The organism is Roseburia porci (genome assembly GCF_009695765.1).
GTDB classification, from domain to species: Bacteria; Bacillota; Clostridia; order Lachnospirales; family Lachnospiraceae; genus Roseburia; species Roseburia porci.
In genome coordinates this window covers 43,538-61,872 of the sequence record NZ_VUNI01000013.1, presented here as the reverse complement: position 1 = coordinate 61,872, position 18,335 = coordinate 43,538, and the positions used below count along the sequence as shown (strand labels likewise).

Genomic DNA, 18,335 nt, shown 5'->3' with positions numbered 1-18,335 from the left:
CTAACCTCTTATCCTAAAATTGCATATAAACAAATTCTGCCGGATCCATTCCCGGTCCATAAAAACCGAAGATGATCACTGCAAAAATGCCAACAAAAATGCATGCCCACTGGACACGAAGTTTTTTCTCCATCAACATATCCCGGATCTTTCTTCCGGAGCGTTCCTGAATGATTGAAACAATCAGAATCACAATTGCCCCTGCAAGGATGACCAGGTAATCCCAATGATCCAGTCCTGACGGTGCAAGCACATCAAATGCATGCAGATCACTCAGATGCAGATCAAATACCGAACGATATAACATATCTATCGCCGAAGAAAAACTCTCTGCAATATCAAAATAATAACCGATCAGTACAAGGATAAATGTCCATACCATTGCAATAAACTGATAGAACTTTCCTTCACGGTTAATGTGAAGTGCATCCCCAATCCGGTCATTCACCGGACGGAACAGTTCGATCAGCATGATCACTACACCATTCCACAGACCAAATGCAACATATTTGCTGTTTGCTCCATGCCAGATTCCAATGATCAGGAATGTCAGGAGCGACGCAAGGCTTGTCGGAACTACCTTGCTGATATGTTTTCCAAAACGTGGTTTCATCCATTTTCCCATATCCAGAAATTTTTTGGATATAGAAAGCGGGTAAAATACATAATTTCTTACCCAGTTACCAAGTGTAATATGCCAACGATGCCAGTACTCCGTCAAAGACTTGGAGAAATATGGGCGTCTGAAGTTCTCTGCCATCGTAATTCCAAACATTTCTCCGATTCCGCGGACAATATCGATTCCACCGGAAAAATCCGCATATAACTGTAATGCATACATCAGCGCTGCCATCAGGATAAATGTTCCTGAAAATGCAGTTGTATCTGCGGTAACCAGCTGGATCATTTTAACTGCACGATCTGCAATCACCATCTTTTTGAACATTCCCCAAAGCACCAGAAGCGCTCCGCTTTTCAGACGGTCATATTCAAAATCATGTTCCTCATAGAGCTGATGTGCCAGATCGTCATACATTGCGATCGGTCCCTGAATAATCTGCGGGAAAAAGGAAACAAACAATGCAAATTTTGCAATGTTGTGCTCTGCTTCCACTTTCTCCTGATATACATCAATGATATATCCCATCGTCTGGAACGTATAGAACGAGATTCCAAGTGGAAGTAACAACCCAAGATCCGGAGCGGTTCCATGGAAACCAAATAATCCAAGGAAGTTTACCACAATCTCTGCGGTAAAATGGAAGTATTTTAAAAATCCAAGAATACCAAAATTCAAAAGCAGCACACCGATCATGATCCATCTGCGTTTGCTTAAATTCTTATTCTTATAGCTTTTGCGCTCTTCTCTTGACCATTCCTGTTTGTGTGCCTTTACAACCTCCGACTGTTTTATGCGAAGCGCATCAATTGCCCTCGCTCCCAGATAAGTGGAAACGGTCGTCACCATCATATATATAATGTACTTATTGCAGATCAGCAGATAATAAATATAGCTGGCTGCAAGAAGCACAATCCACTGCTTCTTCTTTGGAAAAAGATAATACACAATGAGTGCGATTGCCACGAAAAGCGCAAACTGCACTGAAATTAATTCCATAACGATACCCCCGACAAGCATGCTTTCAGAGGATCCGCCATATTCAGCTTATCCGTTGCAACAAAATCTCTCATGAGTTTTGCTCCATCCTTCTGTGAAAACAGATAGATCCTTGGCATTTTTCTGGAGAGGAAAAGTGCACTTCCCTCCGTAACAGAATATGCGCCACATCTTCCAAATCCCAGGTAATCTCCAACATGAAGCGCAGGAAGATGAGCCTCACGTACCAGAATATCAGCAACTGTACAAAGGCTTCCACAGATGCAGTAATCATTTTCGTCAACAACCGCTTCCATCACACTCAGTACCTGTTCTTCTGTTGCTTCCTGACTTCCGGTTAAGCGTTCCTTTGCAACTGCTCCAGACTGTTTCTTGTCATTCTCTCTGGAATTGTCCACATAGGCAGCTCTTCTCATTCCACGTACGGAACCGTCACGCTCGCCAATGCCCGGAAGAACCCAGATTGGCGGGACCTGCATTGCCATAGTCTGTCCATAATATTTCAAATGGTGGATTCCACCGTCACAGATTACATAATTCGTCTCATTGCTGTACTTCAAATCCTTTACCTGTGTCACATAAGTACCACATGGTGCCGCAAGGAAACGTCCCATCTCAATTCCGAGTGGGAAACTTTCCGCAAATCCCTTTAAGATTTCGGAAACTTCTCCCAAAAGAGCATATTCCGTCTGATCATAAGGCGCTTTAAAATACTCTGTTGCAAGGCCCGGACCATATTCCACAAGTTTCGGATCATAACCGTATTTTTCTTCAAGACTGCTTAAGAAGTCCGTCAGATGGAACATATCCTTTTCGATCTGTTTTACCTTTTTCTTCTGTGTTCCGGAATAATAATGAATTCCATAAAACTCCAGATTCGGAAATCTGTCCTGATGACTGATGATATATTCAATATCTTCCTCCGACATTCCAAACTGGTTGCCGCTTGTCAGTCTGAGAATAACCTTCTGTCTGCCCATACCTTCGGCAATGTCATTCTCCATTTTGACATGAAGCAGACTCTCCGCTGTCAGAATTCCTACTCCATATAAAATTGCTCTGCGAATATCTGTGCGTTCTTTCATAACACCGGAATAAATAATCTTCTCCGGTGCAATTGCCATTTTCTGGCAGATTGTAAGTTCTCCCGGACTGCACACTTCCACATGGGCAATTGTTTCCGGAAGACAATTTAAAAGAAACGGGTTCGCTTTGATGGAAAAAGTAAGCGGAATATTCTCTCCAAGATATTCCTTAACCTTTTTCACTCTTGCTGCAAACTTGTCCTGGTCAAAGAAAAATGCAGGACTTTCTGCAAGTTCTTCTTCTGCCTGATAGAGCGGGTCGTTAATCTCCAGCTCATTCAGTTCTGTATTCTGCTGTTTGATCCAATTTTCTTTCAGATAGCTCTGAAGCTCCATATTATTCCTCCACGAGTTTTGTAATCAGTGCAAGCATCGCATCTACTGAATTGAAGTTCTCCGGAACGAGATCTTTCGGGCGAATTGTAATATCAAATTCGTCTGTCAGTTCCGATACCAGTGATACAATATCAAATGACTCAAGAATACCTCCTGAGATCAGGTTTGTCTCATTCTCAAAATCTACGTCAGGTCTTAAATCTGTTAAAATATCCATTAATGTCTCTCTCATTTTTAGTTCCTTCTTTCTATATTTATAAAATTATTTATTTCGCCATATCACGGAGTGTTGTCATATCAATCTTGCCATTTGGAAGTTTTGGCATGGATTCGATTGGTTTAACTTTTCTTGGTACCATAAATCCCGGAAGTACCGTTCTCAGTTCCAGCACAACATCGCGTTTCTGAGCCTCACCGGTATAAAACAGATATAACACTTCTTTGTCTTTCCGGTAAATACAGCAGCTTTCTGCGACGCCATCGATCTGATTTGCGGCATACTCGACTTCATCCAGTTCCACACGATGTCCCATATGCTTGATCTGTCTGTCTTTTCTTCCATGGAATTCTAAAATTCCATCCTCACGGAGTACTCCGATGTCTCCGGTTCTGTATATCTTTTCCTGATAATGCGGATTCAGCGGATTCTGGATAAAACTTGCAGCTGTCCGCTCCGGATCATTGTAATAGCCAAGAGCAAGTACCGGTCCACTGACACAGATCTCTCCTTCTTCGCCGACTGCGGTCTCTGTTTCATCCTCGTTCATCAGAAATACCTTGTAGTTCTCATATGGTACACCGATTGGAAGTACTTCGTCCTCTGTCACGGTATGATCGACCTCATAATATGTACAGGAAGCCGTTGCCTCTGTCGGTCCATACTGGTTTACGAATTTTGCTTCCGGCAGATGCTCCTGCCATACTTTCAGGCATTTGCATGGCATAACCGATCCGGAAAAACAGATTTTTCTCAAAGTTGTAAGCTCACAATCCTCAAATGCACCAAGTGAAAGCGGAACTGTGAAAGCAGAAACACTCCAGCCTACCGCAGTAACTCCATATTCATTCATGCATCCAAACAGATTATCCGGCTCCATAAAATACTCTTTGGGCAGGATCACCGTTGAACATCCATACTTGAGTGGAAGATAGATATCACGAATTGCAGCTATATAATCCAACGGAGACTGATTGCCGAGACGGTCTGTCTCATCAATTCCCATCACCTTGGAATATGCATTAATATAACAGATCAGTGACTGATGGGAAGTCATAACCCCCTTCGGATTTCCTGTCGACCCGGATGTAAAAATAATATAGAGCGGATCTGTCATCACCATTCTTCTACGGATGCATGCAAGCTTTGTGTAATTAATCACATGCTCTTTTAATTCCTCTATCACCAGAAGCGGTGCCTGCGTAAATTCTGAATCCTGTGTTCTTCCGTCTGCAAGCAGCTTCTCAATGGCTTCTTTATTCTCACGATCAACCAGGATTGCAGCCGGCTGAAGTGTTTTTAAAATCTTAAAAATACGCTGTTCCGGAAGTTTTGCATCAATCGGTGCATATGCACGGCCACTATATACAACGCCAAGAAATGCGGCTGGTGTCCTTACGTTACGTCCGGCAACCACAGCAACCGGAGCTTTGTTCTCCTTCAGCTTTTCCGAAAGAGCAGAACCGATTGCCTTTGCCTGTTCCATAACCTGTCCAAATGTAATCTCATCTTTTGTATCCAGGAATGCCGGCTTATCTTCATATTGAAGAGCTGTTTCTTCCAGCCATTCCAAAACATTCTTTGTCATAATCTATATCCTCTTTTCTTTTACCAGAACCTATTATATCTTAATTTCTAATGAAATAAAGGCAATTAATATTTTCTTAAGGATTTTTAAGGGTTTTGCATGATGTCAAAAGGACCATCCAAAACATTTCTGCTCGGACAGTCCCCCTCTGCTTTCTATATTATCTCCTGCGCTGGCTGCTCCAAGAATGTCTTTCTGGAAAAGAAATTATATACAGTCACCGCCATGGTTGCAAGCACCTTGGCACTCATATAAAATAACCCCAGGCTTTCTACGGTAAACCACATGATCAGCTGGGTAAGCCCCAGTCCAACAGCACTCAACGCGCCAAAAATCATAAGTTCTACGATCTTGTGCATATCCTCTCTTCCATTAAACACAAATTTCATACTTAAAATATAATTCACAATAATGGATGTTGTATACGAAATTGCACTTGCAACTATGTAACTGCATAATCCGGACTCTGTTAAAAGAACCAGTACTCCATAATCAATTCCGAAGCAAAGCGTTCCTACCATGCTGAATCTGCAAAACTGCCGGATCAGCTCCTGAATTCTGCTCATACTGTCTCCTCATTCACTCTCATAACTAAAATCATAATCTTCTTCTAGCAACTCGCCAATTATAACCTATATGAATGATTTATGCAAGTCCTGTGAAAAAAGCGCACATCCGTCCGGAATATGCGCTTCTTATATTAATTTGCTTTTATTGTGATATTTTATTAATTACGGCTTCCAAGCGTAATATCAAGATCCTGCTCCTGATAATTATTTGCTCTGCTGCAGATTGTGATCTTAACACTCTGACCTGCTTCATAATAGCTTAACGTCTCCTGCAGTTCTTCCATTGATCCAACTGTTTTTCCGTCAAATTTGGTAATAATATCTCCCTGCTGTAAACCTGCTTTTTCAGCTGCTGATCCGGAAAGTACCTGATATACATAAACTCCCTGTGGCATGTTGTATGTCTTTGCTACATCTGAAGATACGTCATAACCCTGGATTCCAAGATAAGCCTGTTTGGATTCATCTACTTTCTCCTGTGTGATCAGCTGTGTGATGATCGGCTGTGCATCTTCCATCGGGATTGCATAACCAATTCCTTCAACGGAAGTATCGGAATATTTTACAGAGTTGATACCAATTACTTCTCCATTTGTATTTAAAAGGGCACCACCACTGTTACCAGGGTTAATTGCAGCATCCGTCTGGATCAGATTATCATTTGTCACTGTTGTTCCAGTGCTGCTGTCTGAAGTTGATACTGTACGTCCAAGTGCGCTGACAACACCGGTTGTAACAGACTGTCCATATCCAAGGGCATTACCGATTGCAATTGTTGCCTGACCAACTTTAAGTGCTGTGGAATCACCAATTGTTGCCACTTTGATTACAGATAATGTATCAGAATCAATTGCACTCTTTTCAACCTTAACAACCGCAAGGTCATGGCTTGCATCCGTTCCTTTTACCTCTGCGGAAACAGTAGAATCATCGCAGAACTGAACGGTCAATGACTCTGCTCCTTCTACAACATGGTTGTTTGTTGCAATGTACAGATATGTATCATCTTCCTGAATGATGATGCCGGATCCTGCACTCTGGCTCTCATAACTCTGGGACTGTCCAAAGAAGTTCTGGGACTGGACGATTCCTGTATTTGTAATTGCCACGATTGACGGCATTACTGCATCGACAATTCCGGATACATCGGTCACATCGGTTGCATCTCCGGTATTTGTTGTAGCAAGTGTCTTTGCTGTATCCGATGAGCTGCTGTCTGAACTGTCGGAGTCTTTCGAGCTTCTGGAAGATTTATCCGAGCTGTCAGATGACTGGTTGATTCCAAGTGCATTACCGCCGAAATAACTTACACCGGTAAATGCAGCTCCTGCGACAAGTCCAAATACCAGTGCGATTGCTACACATTTTGCAAGTTTTGCGCCAAAACCATTTCCACCAGAATGTTTTGTTTTTTTCTCCTTTGGTGCTTTCTGGCTATAGGGATTATTCTGGTAAGTGTAATCCTGCTGCCCTGCTGCACTATAAGTCTGATTTGCCGATTGCTGATAAGAATCTGCCGGCTGTTGATATGGGTTCTGGTTATTATTCTGATCGAAATTATTTTCGTTCCAATTATCCATGATGAAAGTCTCCTTCCTTTTTCTTTACTAAAGACAGTGTAACCTTTATCTGTGTTCAAATTGTGACAAAATCTTGTATAAATTTTAAAAAACACATTCTCATGCCACAATCTGGCATAAGAATGTGTTCTCTCTCATCCCGTTTTCTTAGATTTCAATTCCATTCTTTTTCAGAAGTTCCCGGGCTGTATCTACAGAATCTACTCCGGTTGCATTTTTTACAGGAGCAAATTCCTTTTCACGCTCAACTTCAAACGGCAGGCAATTGTCCATCATATAAACCATATCAAGGATCAATTCCTCAAACTTATAAGCATTTGGCTCTTCTGGTTTCACAAACTCGCCAGCCTCATTGATATAAGGTACTTTCTTCTCCACAACATGGATCGGAAGTTTACGATCTGCAATCTCAAGCAGCCTATCTACACGGAAAATGTAATTTAAAATCACACCAAATCCATATAATAAAGAACCTTTCTCATCGGTTGCTTCTGCCATCTCCTTGGTCAGTTCATAATATTCAACAATCGATGGCTTGCCATCCTCCAGACAGAGAGCTCCTACTCTCTCATGAGGATCTGCCTTACGCACCACCTTTGAACCACTGACACGGCCAGACAGAATGGTCGCTCCGATAAAGACCGGATCTGCAATCTGCTGAAGCACATTATCAACGGCAAAAACATTGAGCCACTCAATTCCCCTGGCTTTCATATCGGCATCCAGTCCGGATCTTAAGAAAGATGTGAACCAGCCTCCATTACCATTTGGTGACAATGCAAGGGAATCCTCTGCCTCGATCAGGAAATTACCGTCAAAATCAACGGCCGGTGCCATCGCCTGAACAAAGAATTTTACAAAATCCTTATTGTATCCAAAATACGCATGTTCTTCAAAAAAGGCTCTGGTCTGTGCATCGTTCTTCTCACTGGTCATAATATAAAGCGGAACCCATGCTCCTGCTTCATCGGTAACTTTCATCAGATTGCGAATCAGCTGTTCAAAAATGTACAGTTCCTTATTCACACCGATATTAAACATACCTTTTGCTTTGTCAAATCCAAGTCGGGTTCCCTGACCTCCTGCAAGAAGAATCGCTCCCACCTTGCATGCACGGATTGCTTTTAATCCCTCTTCTTTAAAAATCTCTTTTTTCGCCGCGATCTCATCTAACTCCATCGCACCGAGCGGTGCAAATGTTCCACGTTTCTGACTTCCTCCATGAATCAGATCCAGATAAGACCAGTCAAGTTCTTCTAACTGTTTTTCCAGGCGTTCTGGAAGAGTTTTCCCAATCAATCCAGATAAATACTTCTGATTTGACGCCTTTATTTTATTTTCAATCTGTGTATTCATTGTTTCTCCTCAAATAAATAACTCCCAAAACGTATACCCTTTATACCATACAGATGTTCTTACATCTGTTTATTCGCCTTCATCTTCTTTCTTAACTGCAGTACCATTGCGATCCACGGTATTATTATAATTTGTTGTATTAACAACATCTGCATTCGACAATGTCACACCGGACTTCTTCACAATATTGGCACTAATACTCTGTACTGTCTGAGATGGCGAATAATCCTCATCGTTAAACAACCACTGATGAAGCTCTGACACATTGTTCTCCAGCTCAACCGGAACAACCGTATCTCCGGAATCCAGGCTTGCCGTAGTCAGTTCAAACGGGAATCCTGTTGTCTCCACCAGTTTATATGCGCCTACATCTTTTGCGAGAATCAGCATCTGCTTTAAAGTAAGTGTCGTTGAAATATCATCCACCACATCATTACATACCTTATTCAATGTACCAATATCTGCTTTCTGAGCTTTTTCAAGCATCGCCTGCAATACAATACGCTGTCTTGCCGTACGCATATAATCGTCTCCGGCAAGTTTACGGATACGCGCATAAGAGGTGGCCTGTGTACCATCCAGATGAACCAGTCCTGACTCAGTCAGAGGGGTTGTCTCTTTTCCGGTCATCATAACAATCTCAACTGTATACTCATTGATCTTGTCCACTTCTTCATCGGTAACCTCAATATCAATACCACCGAGATCATCGATTGTTTCCACAAGCGCTCCCCAGTCTACGCTGACATAATCCTTGATGTCAAGATCCAGATTGGAGTTCAGCATCTGTACCGCCTGCTTCGCGCCTCCACGTTCATATGCAGAATTGCATTTATAATATTTTCCATCGCCTACACTAAGATACGTATCACGATATACCGAAACCAGACGAACCTCTTTATTCTCATTGTTAATACTTGCAATCAGAATTGCATCCGAATTACCGGTATCATAATCACCGCTTCCACGGTTGTCCAGACCAAACAGTGCAATATTTGTATATCCCTCCATTGCAAATGCGGTCTCAGAACTCAGATCATCGTTGATACCGGCCTCGTTATCTGTCATATTCTGAAAATCAATCTTGTTTAAAATATTAGTGAAATATAACACGACAAGTAAAACTGCGAGGACCAATATTTCTAAAACAAAAAGAAGAACTTTCTTTCTTTTTTTCATCCTTCTTTTCTTTCTGCGATTATTTGCCATATTCTTATCCTTTTCTCTTACTTTTCTGCCTAATTGCCTGATTTACGGTGAATATACAGCCATCCCTGCGCATAATCCCTGCGCTCCTGATCTGTCATATCCGAGTATTTCACGAAGTCAAGATTGGTCTGTGTCATCTGCGTGGTTCCGCATCTGTGACATTCCACATCTTTTCTTCTGGATACCAGCCGTAACCATCCGCATTCCGGACATATGTAAATTTTCATCATAAGGTGTTCTCCTTCAGGTGCTGACAAATATATGAGTACCCAACACAAAGAGAATTTCTTTATGCTGGGTATTTTTGTCTTGAAAATTCACTTAATCAGGCAAAAAATGCCTGTTTTCTCTTCGGTAAATCTGTTCTTATTCAAACATCTTCATCATTGCTGATTTCAGTGCCTCGAGTTTCTCTTCTGAATCCTTAAGAGACTCTCCTTTAACACCAAAGTAGAATTTGATCTTAGGCTCTGTTCCGGAAGGACGTACACAGCACCATGCATTGTCGCTTAATTCATAGTACAGTACATTGGAATTTGGAAGTCCTGTTGGAGTTACCTTTCCAGTAGCGATCTCTGTTCTTGTATCTGCTTTGTAATCACGAACTGCAATAACCTTATGAGAACCAACTTCTTTTGGAAGGTTTGCACGTGCATCGCTCATGATCTTCTGGATCTGAGCTGCTCCGTCAATTCCCTTTAATGTCATCGTAGCCAGACCTTCTTTATAGTATCCGTATTTCTCGTAGATATCGATCATGGCATCCCATAATGTTTTGCCCTGTTTCTTATAATAAGCAGCGACCTCGCAAAGCATAGTAACTGCTGCAGGAGCATCCTTATCTCTTGCATAAGTTCCTGGTAAGCATCCGTAGCTTTCTTCCAGACCAAATACATAATTGTTGCATCCTGTCTCATCAAAGATCTTGATCTGCTCACCGATATATTTGAATCCGGTTAATACCTCGATCAGTCTGACATTGTATGCTGCAGCGATTGGTTTTGCCATATCTGTTGTAACGATTGTCTCGATCAGAGCAGGATTCTCTGGCATTGTGCCTGTTGCTGTTCTCTCACGGAGAATATACTCTGCGATCAACATACCAGACATATTACCTGTGAAGCTTACATATTCGCCTGTCTTTGTATCCTTGCAGTATACACCAAGACGGTCTGCATCCGGATCAGTTGCAAGTACAAGATCTGCATCTTTCTCTTTTGCAAGTTTCAGTGCAAGCTCCCATGCCTTTGGATCTTCCGGGTTTGGATATGCAACAGTAGGGAAATTACCGTCTGCAATTGCCTGCTGTGGCTCAACATATACATTCTCAAATCCAAGATCTTTTAACACTCTCTGAACTGGAAGTAATCCGGTACCATGAAGTGGTGTGTATACGATCTTGATATCTTTTGCAACTTCTTTGATAACTTCCGGATGGATGGACTGTTTTCTTAAAGCATCAAAATACTTCTCGTCCACATCATCACCGATCACATTGTAAAGACCTGCTGCAACTGCTGCGTCTTTATCCATTGTCTTAACCATGTCAAAAGAAGTAACTTTTGCAACTTCTGCAAGAATATTTCCATCATGAGGAGGTGTAATCTGTGCGCCATCCTCCCAGTATACTTTGTATCCATTGTATTCACGAGGATTGTGGCTTGCAGTAATTACGATACCTGCAATACATCCAAGTTCACGAACAGCAAAAGATAATTCCGGTGTCGGGCGAAGGCTTGGGAATACATATGCTTTGATTCCGTTTGCAGCAAGGCAAAGAGCTGCTTCTTCTGTAAACTCCGGTGACATACGTCTTGAATCATGTGCAATTGCAACACCTTTATTCTGTCCGTTCTGGGAAATAATATAATTAGCCAGTCCCTGTGTTGCCTGACGTACTGTATAGATGTTCATACGGTTTGTTCCTGCACCGATAACACCTCTTAATCCACCGGTACCGAACTCTAATGTACGATAAAAACGATCTTCGATCTCAGCTTTGTCATCTGCGATTGCAGCAAGCTCAGCCTTTGTCTCCTCATCAAAGTATGGATCAGTACACCATTTCTGATATTCTTTCATAAAATCCATGGTTATTATTCCTCCTAATATCACTGTTTAATATCCAATAGTCAAACCAGTTCCGTTCCTTCCTACCATTAAAGAACATATACATAATTTGCGATTGTCTACCATATTTTTCATCTTATTCTAGCACAACAACTTCTGTTTGAAAAGTTTTTCTATAGAGAAGATTTTATTAAGATTTTCTTATATCCAAAATATGATATAATATAGTGAATATTTTTTTAGAAAGTGAGAGCCTAATCCATGAAGCTTCCAGGATACTATTCCTCCGGAGAATTTGCCCGGATGGCAAATGTCACCGTCCGTACCATACGCTATTATGACAAACAGAATATTTTAAAGCCTTCCTATGTTAATGAGGCAACCGGCGCACGTTACTACACAGATGCAGACCTGGTGCAGCTCCAGCAGATTTTGCTTTTAAAATATCTTGGTTTCTCACTGGATGACATCAAAGAACTGACGATTGAAGATGCTGACTACCATATTCTCCGGAATCAGCTGGATCTTCAGCTTACCCTTATTCAGGATAAGATCGAACAGATGCAGCTCGTCCAGAAGGCCATCGAAGATACGACTGCCGCCATCGATCAGAATCAGAATATCAACTGGAAGCAGATGCTTGATCTGATCCATCTGACCGGCATGGAAAATTCCTTAAAAAGCCAGTACCAGAATGCCAGCAATATTACTTCACGCATCCGTCTCCACAACCTGTATTCCCAGAATAAAAAGGGATGGTTCCCATGGGTATTTGAGCAGTGTCAGATTCAGCCCGGAATGCACATATTGGAAATCGGATGTGGAAATGGTTCTCTCTGGTCGGAAAATGCTTCTCTCATCCCGAAAAAAGACATCCAGATCGTTCTCTCCGACATATCAAGAGGTATGATACGTGATGCCAGACGAATGCTTTTACCACATTCGGGACATAACATATCCAGGGATGCCCGATTCAGTTTTCAGGTTTTTCCCGCCGATCATATTCCATATGAAGAAAACACCTTTGATCTGGTCATTGCAAACCATGTTCTTTTTTACTGTGAAGACATTCCTGCTGTATGCGAAGAAATCTGGCGTGTGCTGAAACCATCGGGAAGATTTCTCTGCAGCACATATGGAAGCCACCATATGAAAGAGATCACAGATCTTGTGCAGGAATTCGACAGCAGGATTGTTCTCTCCGGGGACAAACTGTATGACCAGTTTGGTCTGGAAAACGGAGCCGAAATCCTGCATCCTTTTTTCCATAATATTGAGATACAGACATATCCGGATGAACTGATCGTGGATTCTGCGGAGCCTCTGATCGAGTATATCCTGTCCTGCCATGGCAACCAGAACCAGTATCTCCTTGACCGGTATAAAGATTTCCGGACTTTTGTGGAGAAGAAAACAACACATGGATTTCACATTACAAAAGAGGCCGGAATCTTTCTCACTGTCAAATAAAAATTAAGATTTTATGAAAAATAACATTTTTTGCTTGCAGGTGACGTAACGTCATCTGTTATAGTAAGTACATCGGAGCAATCCGCAACTGACAACATTCGTTAAAAAGGAGGTTTTATCTTGAAAGGAATTATTCTTGCAGGCGGTTCAGGTACACGCCTTTACCCACTGACGATGGTAACATCCAAACAGTTATTACCAATCTATGACAAACCAATGATCTACTATCCATTGTCTGTTCTTATGAACGCAGGCATCCGCGATATCCTGATCATTTCGACCCCACAGGATACCCCTAGATTTAAGGAGCTTTTAGGAGACGGACATCAGTATGGTGTTAACCTTACTTACGCCGTACAGCCAAGTCCGGACGGACTCGCACAGGCTTTCGTAATCGGTAAAGATTTTATCGGAAACGACAGCGTAGCCATGGTACTCGGTGATAATATCTTTGCAGGACATGGTCTGAAGAAGAGATTAAAAGCTGCTGTTGAGAATGCAGAATCCGGAAAGGGTGCAACCGTATTCGGATATTATGTAGACGATCCGGAGCGTTTCGGTATCGTAGAATTCGATGCAAACGGCAAAGCCATCTCCATTGAAGAGAAACCGGAAAAACCAAAGAGCAACTACTGTGTAACCGGTCTGTATTTCTACGACAACCGTGTCGTTGATTATGCAAAAGACTTAAAACCAAGTGCGCGTGGCGAGCTGGAGATCACAGATCTGAACCGTATTTACCTTGAGAACGGGGATCTGAACGTTGAACTGCTTGGACAGGGATTCACCTGGCTTGATACCGGAACACATGAAAGTCTTGTAGAGGCAACCAACTTTGTAAAAACCGTGGAAACCCACCAGCACAGAAAGATCGCATGCCTGGAAGAGATTGCTTACTTAAATGGCTGGATCACCAAAGACGACGTACTGAAAGTTTATGAAGTATTAAAGAAAAACCAGTATGGACAGTACTTAAAGGACGTATTAGACGGAAAATTCCTTGATGTCCTTCACTAATTAATTAACCCTACGAAAAAATTATATTATTATCTATTTAAAGGAGAATCATTATGACAATCATCGTAACAGGTGGAGCTGGATTCATCGGCTCAAACTTCGTATTTCACATGTTAAACAAATACCCTGACTACCGTATCGTATGTCTGGACTGCCTGACTTATGCAGGTAACTTATCTACATTAGCTCCAGTTATGGACAACCCGAACTTCCGCTTTGTAAAAGAAAGCATCACAGACCGTAAAGCTGTTTACAAATTATTCGAAGAAGAAAAACCAGACATGGTCGTAAACTTTGCAGCTGAAAGCCATGTTGACCGTTCTATCGAAAATCCACAGATTTTCTTAGACACCAACATCATCGGAACTTCTGTACTGATGGATGCATGCCGCAAATACGGTATCCAGAGATATCATCAGGTATCTACTGACGAAGTATACGGAGATCTTCCACTCGACAGACCTGACTTATTCTTCACAGAAGATACTCCAATCCATACAAGCAGCCCATACAGCTCATCCAAAGCAGGTGCCGATCTTTTAGTACTGGCTTACCACAGAACTTATGGACTTCCTGTAACCATCAGCCGTTGCTCAAACAACTACGGACCATATCACTTCCCTGAGAAACTGATTCCACTGATGATTGCCAACGCATTAAACGATAAACCACTTCCTGTATATGGAGAAGGCTTAAACGTACGTGACTGGTTATACGTTGAGGATCACTGCAAAGCTATCGATCTGATCATTCACAAAGGCCGTGTTGGTGAAGTATACAATGTCGGTGGACACAACGAGAAAACAAACATTGAAATCGTTAAGATCATCTGTAAAGAATTAGGTAAACCAGAAAGCCTTATCACACATGTTGCTGACCGTAAAGGCCACGATATGCGTTATGCAATCGATCCAACCAAGATCCACAATGAACTTGGATGGTTACCAGAAACCAAATTCGAAGATGGTATCAAGAAGACCATCAAATGGTATCTTGAGCATAAAGAATGGTGGGAAACCATCATCTCCGGTGAATACCAGAATTATTATGAAAAAATGTACGGAAATCGCTAATCACTCTTTTTCCAAAAAGGAGACAATCAATGAAAGTATTTGTAACAGGTGTCGCTGGTCAGTTAGGCCACGATGTAATCAATGAATTAATGAAACGTACTGCAGAAGGAAAAGGCAGCTTCTCCTGCATCGGATCTGATCTGGCTCCGGAATACAATGGTGCCCAGGACGGTACTGCTGTCACAAAAACACCATACGTTTCTCTGGATATCACAGATACTGCTGCTGTTGACCGTGTTTTAGCCGAAGCTGCACCGGATGTTGTCATCCACTGTGCAGCCTGGACAGCGGTTGATCTCGCTGAAGACGATGACAAAAAAGAAAAGGTACGTATGGTAAATACTGTAGGTACTGAAAATTTTGCCAAAGCAGTAAAGAAATTAGATCAGAGTCAGCCAAACGGATGCAAAATGATGTATATCTCTACCGACTATGTATTCAACGGTCAGGGAACTACCCCATGGGAACCGGACTGCAAAGATTATGCACCATTAAATGTATATGGTGAAACAAAGCTTGCCGGCGAACTTGCCGTATCGGGGAATCTGGAAAAATATTTCATCGTACGTATCGCATGGGTATTTGGAAAGAACGGAAAGAACTTTATCAAAACAATGTTAAATGTCGGCAAAACACACGATAAACTTACCGTTGTCGATGACCAGATTGGAACTCCGACATATACCTTTGACCTTGCAAAACTGTTATGTGACATGATCGTAACGGACAAATACGGTTATTATCATGCAACCAACTCCGAAGTAACTGATGCTGGTAACACAGGCTGCAAGACCGGATATATCAGCTGGTATGATTTTACCAAAGAGATCTTTCGTCAGGCTGTTGCCCAGGGTCATAGCGAATATTCCGAAGACCGTCTTACTGTAACACCGGTCACAACTGCTGAATATGGAATTTCCAAGGCTGCAAGACCTTTTAACAGCCGGCTGGACAAAAAGAAACTGGAAGAAAACGGATTCACTCCACTTCCTACCTGGCAGGATGCCGTTGAACGTTATTTGAAAGAACTTGATTTTTAAAAGATTATCATTAAGAAAGAAGGATTATCGTCATGGGACAGATTACAGTTGAAAAAAATGTTGGTGGAATCGAAGGATTATGCGTAATCACACCAGCAGTTCATGGAGATGCAAGAGGATACTTCATGGAGACTTACAATAAAAACGATATGGTAGAAGCAGGACTTGATATGGAATTCGTTCAGGATAACCAGTCCTCTTCCACCAAAGGCGTACTTCGTGGATTACATTTCCAGAAACAGTTTCCACAGGGTAAATTAGTACGTGTTGTAAAAGGAAGCGTATTCGATGTAGCTGTTGATCTCCGTGGTGACTCCAAAACATATGGAAAATGGTTTGGTGTAGAACTTACCGAAGAAAACAAGAAACAGTTCTATATTCCGGAAGGATTTGCACATGGCTTCCTGGTATTATCTGATCTTGCAGAGTTCTGCTATAAATGTACTGATTTTTATCATCCGGGTGATGAAGGCGGAATGGCATGGAATGATCCGGAAATCGGAATCGAATGGCCACAGCTTGTTGGTGAGTACAAAGGTACTGCTTCCGGTGAAGGATATACTCTTTCCGACGGAACACCTTTAAACTTAAGTGACAAAGATCAGAAATGGGTTGGTCTGAAAGACACCTTTAAATTTTAATGTATGGCAAAACAGAAAAGTCTTAAACTGAATTATATCTATAATGTGAGTTATCAGGTGCTGAGCCTGATAACTCCTTTAATTACTACGCCTTATGTATCCAGAGTCCTCGGAGCTGATGGAATTGGTGATTACAGCTTTACGGCTTCTGTTGTCACTTACTTCTCCATGGTAGCTGTCCTTGGAACACTGACCTACGGCAACCGTGAGATTTCCTATCTTCAGGACGATCGTAAGGCAAGGAGCAAACTCTTCTGGGAGATTGAACTGCTCAGTTTTCTAAGCACCGGAATCTGTACCGCAGCTTATCTGATCTTTCTTCTATTCTGTGACCGAAGCCGTTTTTCGCTTTATGCAATCCAGACAATCAGTATCGTCTGCGTTGCTTTCGATATTGCCTGGCTTCTTCAGGGAATGGAAGAATTTGGAAAAGTCATGTTTCGGAATATGCTGTTTAAAGTGATCAATATTGTATTTATTTTTACTGCAGTCCGGGACAAAGATGATCTCTTCCTCTATGTTGCCGGAATGGTTCTGCTTGCTCTTGCAAGCAATTTATCGATCTGGTTTTATCTGCCACAATACATTGACCGCCCTGTATGGAAAGAGCTTCACCCAATGCGGCATCTGAAACCGACGCTGGCTTTGTTCATTCCATCCGTTGCAATGTCAATTTATACTGTATTCGATAAGACAATGATCGGCCTTTTCTCCAATAACTTCGAAAACGGATACTACGAACAGGCGCTTAAGATCTCCAAAACCGCGCTGACTCTGGTCACAGCGCTTGGTGCTGTCATGATTCCCCGCATGGGTTATTATTTCAATCAGAAAAACATGGATAAAGTTAAGGAACTGACTTATCAGAGTTATAATTTTGTCTGGTTTCTCGGTGTGCCATTAAGCTTTGGACTGATCGGCATCTCACAGAATCTGGTTCCATGGTTCTATGGAAAAGGCTATGATAAGATCAACGTGCTGCTTCCAATTCTCGGTCTTCTGATCATTATCATTGGTCTCAGCAACGTCACCGGTATCCAGTATTTTGTTACGACCAAGCGGGAACGTCTTCTGACAGCTACCGTTATTATTGGAGCCGTAGTCAATTTTATCTGCAACCTGATCCTGATTCCAAAGCTGTATTCCATCGGAGCTTCTATCGCTTCCGTAGCTGCAGAAGCAGTGATCACGCTGACACAGCTGTATTTTATCCGGAATGAGCTTTCCTTTACCAGAATCATGGCACAATCCGTAAAATACCTGCTGGCAGGTGCATGCATGTTACTTGTGCTTTTCTTTGAAAATCACTATCTGAGTCCTTCTGTACTGCACTCCTGCATTATGATCTTCTCTGGTGCAATCGTATACTTTATTGCACTTTTCATTTTGAAAGATCAGTTCTTTTTTGCCTATGCCAAACAGGTATTGCAGAAATTACGCCATAAATAAAAGACTCTAAAACAAAA

General features: G+C 41.9%; 16 protein-coding genes. 6 read left to right on the top strand and 10 right to left on the bottom strand.

The features are described from left to right. Positions 1–13: 13 nt before the first annotated feature. The 10 genes from FYJ75_RS08660 to FYJ75_RS08615 form a co-directional block, all read right to left on the bottom strand. On the bottom strand, positions 14–1,618 hold the full coding sequence (locus FYJ75_RS08660) for an MBOAT family O-acyltransferase (RefSeq protein ID WP_154430059.1): 1,605 nt from the start codon (positions 1,616–1,618) through the stop codon (positions 14–16). Beyond that, the gene (locus tag FYJ75_RS08655) at positions 1,609–3,039 is read right to left on the bottom strand and encodes a type III PLP-dependent enzyme domain-containing protein (protein ID WP_154430058.1); all 1,431 of its coding nucleotides are present in this window, start codon (positions 3,037–3,039) and stop codon (positions 1,609–1,611) included. The genes FYJ75_RS08660 and FYJ75_RS08655 overlap by 10 nt, the downstream gene beginning before the upstream one ends. 1 nt (position 3,040) lies before the next feature. After that, positions 3,041–3,271, bottom strand: a complete 231-nt coding sequence (locus tag FYJ75_RS08650) for a phosphopantetheine-binding protein (protein ID WP_154430057.1) — start codon at positions 3,269–3,271, stop codon at positions 3,041–3,043. 34 nt (positions 3,272–3,305) lie between these two features. Next, on the bottom strand, positions 3,306–4,844 hold the full coding sequence (locus tag FYJ75_RS08645; protein WP_154430056.1) for an amino acid adenylation domain-containing protein: 1,539 nt from the start codon (positions 4,842–4,844) through the stop codon (positions 3,306–3,308). Positions 4,845–4,999: 155 nt separating this feature from the next. Continuing rightward, positions 5,000–5,410: a GtrA family protein gene (locus FYJ75_RS08640; protein WP_154430055.1), complete on the bottom strand. Its 411-nt coding sequence runs from the start codon at positions 5,408–5,410 to the stop codon at positions 5,000–5,002. A gap of 161 nt (positions 5,411–5,571) precedes the next feature. Then, a complete protein-coding gene (locus FYJ75_RS08635) occupies positions 5,572–6,993 on the bottom strand; it encodes a S1C family serine protease (RefSeq protein ID WP_154430054.1) in 1,422 nt (473 codons plus the stop codon). Positions 6,994–7,140: 147 nt separating this feature from the next. Next, on the bottom strand, positions 7,141–8,349 hold the full coding sequence (locus FYJ75_RS08630; protein ID WP_154430053.1) for a UTP--glucose-1-phosphate uridylyltransferase: 1,209 nt from the start codon (positions 8,347–8,349) through the stop codon (positions 7,141–7,143). Positions 8,350–8,418: 69 nt separating this feature from the next. Further along, entirely contained in the window at positions 8,419–9,558 is a 1,140-nt protein-coding gene (locus FYJ75_RS08625) for an LCP family protein (protein WP_154430052.1), read from the bottom strand. 29 nt (positions 9,559–9,587) lie between these two features. Beyond that, complete coding sequence (locus tag FYJ75_RS08620; RefSeq protein WP_154430051.1) at positions 9,588–9,788, bottom strand: DNA-directed RNA polymerase subunit M; 201 nt, start codon at positions 9,786–9,788, stop codon at positions 9,588–9,590. A 136-nt stretch (positions 9,789–9,924) separates the two neighbouring features. Then, entirely contained in the window at positions 9,925–11,649 is a 1,725-nt protein-coding gene (locus FYJ75_RS08615; RefSeq protein ID WP_154430050.1) for a phospho-sugar mutase, read from the bottom strand. A gap of 240 nt (positions 11,650–11,889) precedes the next feature. Between FYJ75_RS08615 and FYJ75_RS08610 the strand changes: the two genes are divergently transcribed. From FYJ75_RS08610 to FYJ75_RS08585, 6 genes are all read left to right on the top strand, one after another. After that, positions 11,890–13,098, top strand: coding sequence for a MerR family transcriptional regulator (locus FYJ75_RS08610; RefSeq protein WP_154430049.1), 1,209 nt, complete (start codon positions 11,890–11,892; stop codon positions 13,096–13,098). Between the two features lie 120 nt (positions 13,099–13,218). Then, a complete protein-coding gene (rfbA, locus tag FYJ75_RS08605; RefSeq protein ID WP_154430048.1) occupies positions 13,219–14,115 on the top strand; it encodes a glucose-1-phosphate thymidylyltransferase RfbA in 897 nt (298 codons plus the stop codon). A gap of 53 nt (positions 14,116–14,168) precedes the next feature. Continuing rightward, on the top strand, positions 14,169–15,188 hold the full coding sequence (gene rfbB / locus FYJ75_RS08600; RefSeq protein ID WP_154430047.1) for a dTDP-glucose 4,6-dehydratase: 1,020 nt from the start codon (positions 14,169–14,171) through the stop codon (positions 15,186–15,188). 29 nt (positions 15,189–15,217) lie between these two features. Beyond that, entirely contained in the window at positions 15,218–16,228 is a 1,011-nt protein-coding gene (gene rfbD / locus FYJ75_RS08595) for a dTDP-4-dehydrorhamnose reductase (protein WP_154430046.1), read from the top strand. Between the two features lie 32 nt (positions 16,229–16,260). Continuing rightward, on the top strand, positions 16,261–16,869 hold the full coding sequence (rfbC, locus tag FYJ75_RS08590; protein WP_154430045.1) for a dTDP-4-dehydrorhamnose 3,5-epimerase: 609 nt from the start codon (positions 16,261–16,263) through the stop codon (positions 16,867–16,869). 3 nt (positions 16,870–16,872) lie between these two features. After that, positions 16,873–18,318 carry a flippase gene (locus tag FYJ75_RS08585; RefSeq protein ID WP_154430044.1) on the top strand — a complete coding sequence of 482 codons (1,446 nt, stop codon included), beginning with the start codon at positions 16,873–16,875 and terminating at the stop codon, positions 18,316–18,318. Positions 18,319–18,335 lie beyond the last annotated feature (17 nt).